Source organism: Polaromonas sp. P3_C2, assembly GCF_056402675.1.
The window spans coordinates 1-694 of record NZ_JBFUGX010001177.1 but is presented as its reverse complement, the minus strand read 5'-3'; the positions used below and the strand labels follow the sequence as shown (position 1 = coordinate 694).

The window sequence follows — 694 nt, the reverse complement described above, 5'->3', positions numbered from 1 at the left end:
TTCAACCTCGGCACCGGAAGGGCCCAGCCCTTCAACGACGTCGCCCTCGCGGTCGTAAACACCTGCGCAAAGGACAGGATGCTGCCGCACTGAGCCTGGAAGATGCAGTGCGTGGCGGACTCATCGACTACATCACCTTCCCGCCGGCCTTGGTGGGCAAGTACCAAAGCTACACCCAGGCCGACCTGGGCGCCCTGCGCGCCACCGGATGTGGCCATGTTTTTGCCGATGTGCAAGCGGGTGTAACTGCCTACATGCAGTGGCTGGGCAAGAACAGCTGAGGCCTAGGGTTTCCCTAAGCCCAAATCACGCCAGGCGGGTCAACGCTGCCTGAGACCAGCCCGTTATAAAAGCAGCACCTTTATTCACAAGGGTGCATAACGCACCTCGCCCATCCATCATTGAGGAGATTTCCATGTTCAAGAAAGTACTGGCGTTTTTCGCCGCCATGTCTCTCGTTGCGGCCTTTGCTGCGGTCGACGTCAACAAAGCCACTGAGGCCGAACTCGACGGCATCAAACACATCGGCCCCGTCACCTCCAAGCTGATCATCTCCGAGCGCAAAAAAAGCGAGTTCAAAAACTGGGATGACTTCATCACCCGCGTCAAAGGTGTTGGAGAAAAACGCGCAGCCGAGTTCTCGGCCGCAGGGCTGACCGTTGGGGGTGCCGCCTATACCGGCCCGGCCGCCGCA

The 694-nt window shown here is 59.2% G+C and carries 1 protein-coding gene and 1 pseudogene; both read left to right on the top strand.

Features of this window, described 5'->3' with window-relative positions; translation table 11 throughout:
• Positions 1-281: pseudogene (locus tag AC1DWI_RS25430) on the top strand (ADP-glyceromanno-heptose 6-epimerase); the annotation flags it as partial.
• Positions 282-415: 134 nt separating this feature from the next.
• The coding region (locus tag AC1DWI_RS25425; protein WP_477726222.1) for a ComEA family DNA-binding protein at positions 416-694 on the top strand (279 nt) is incomplete at its 3' end.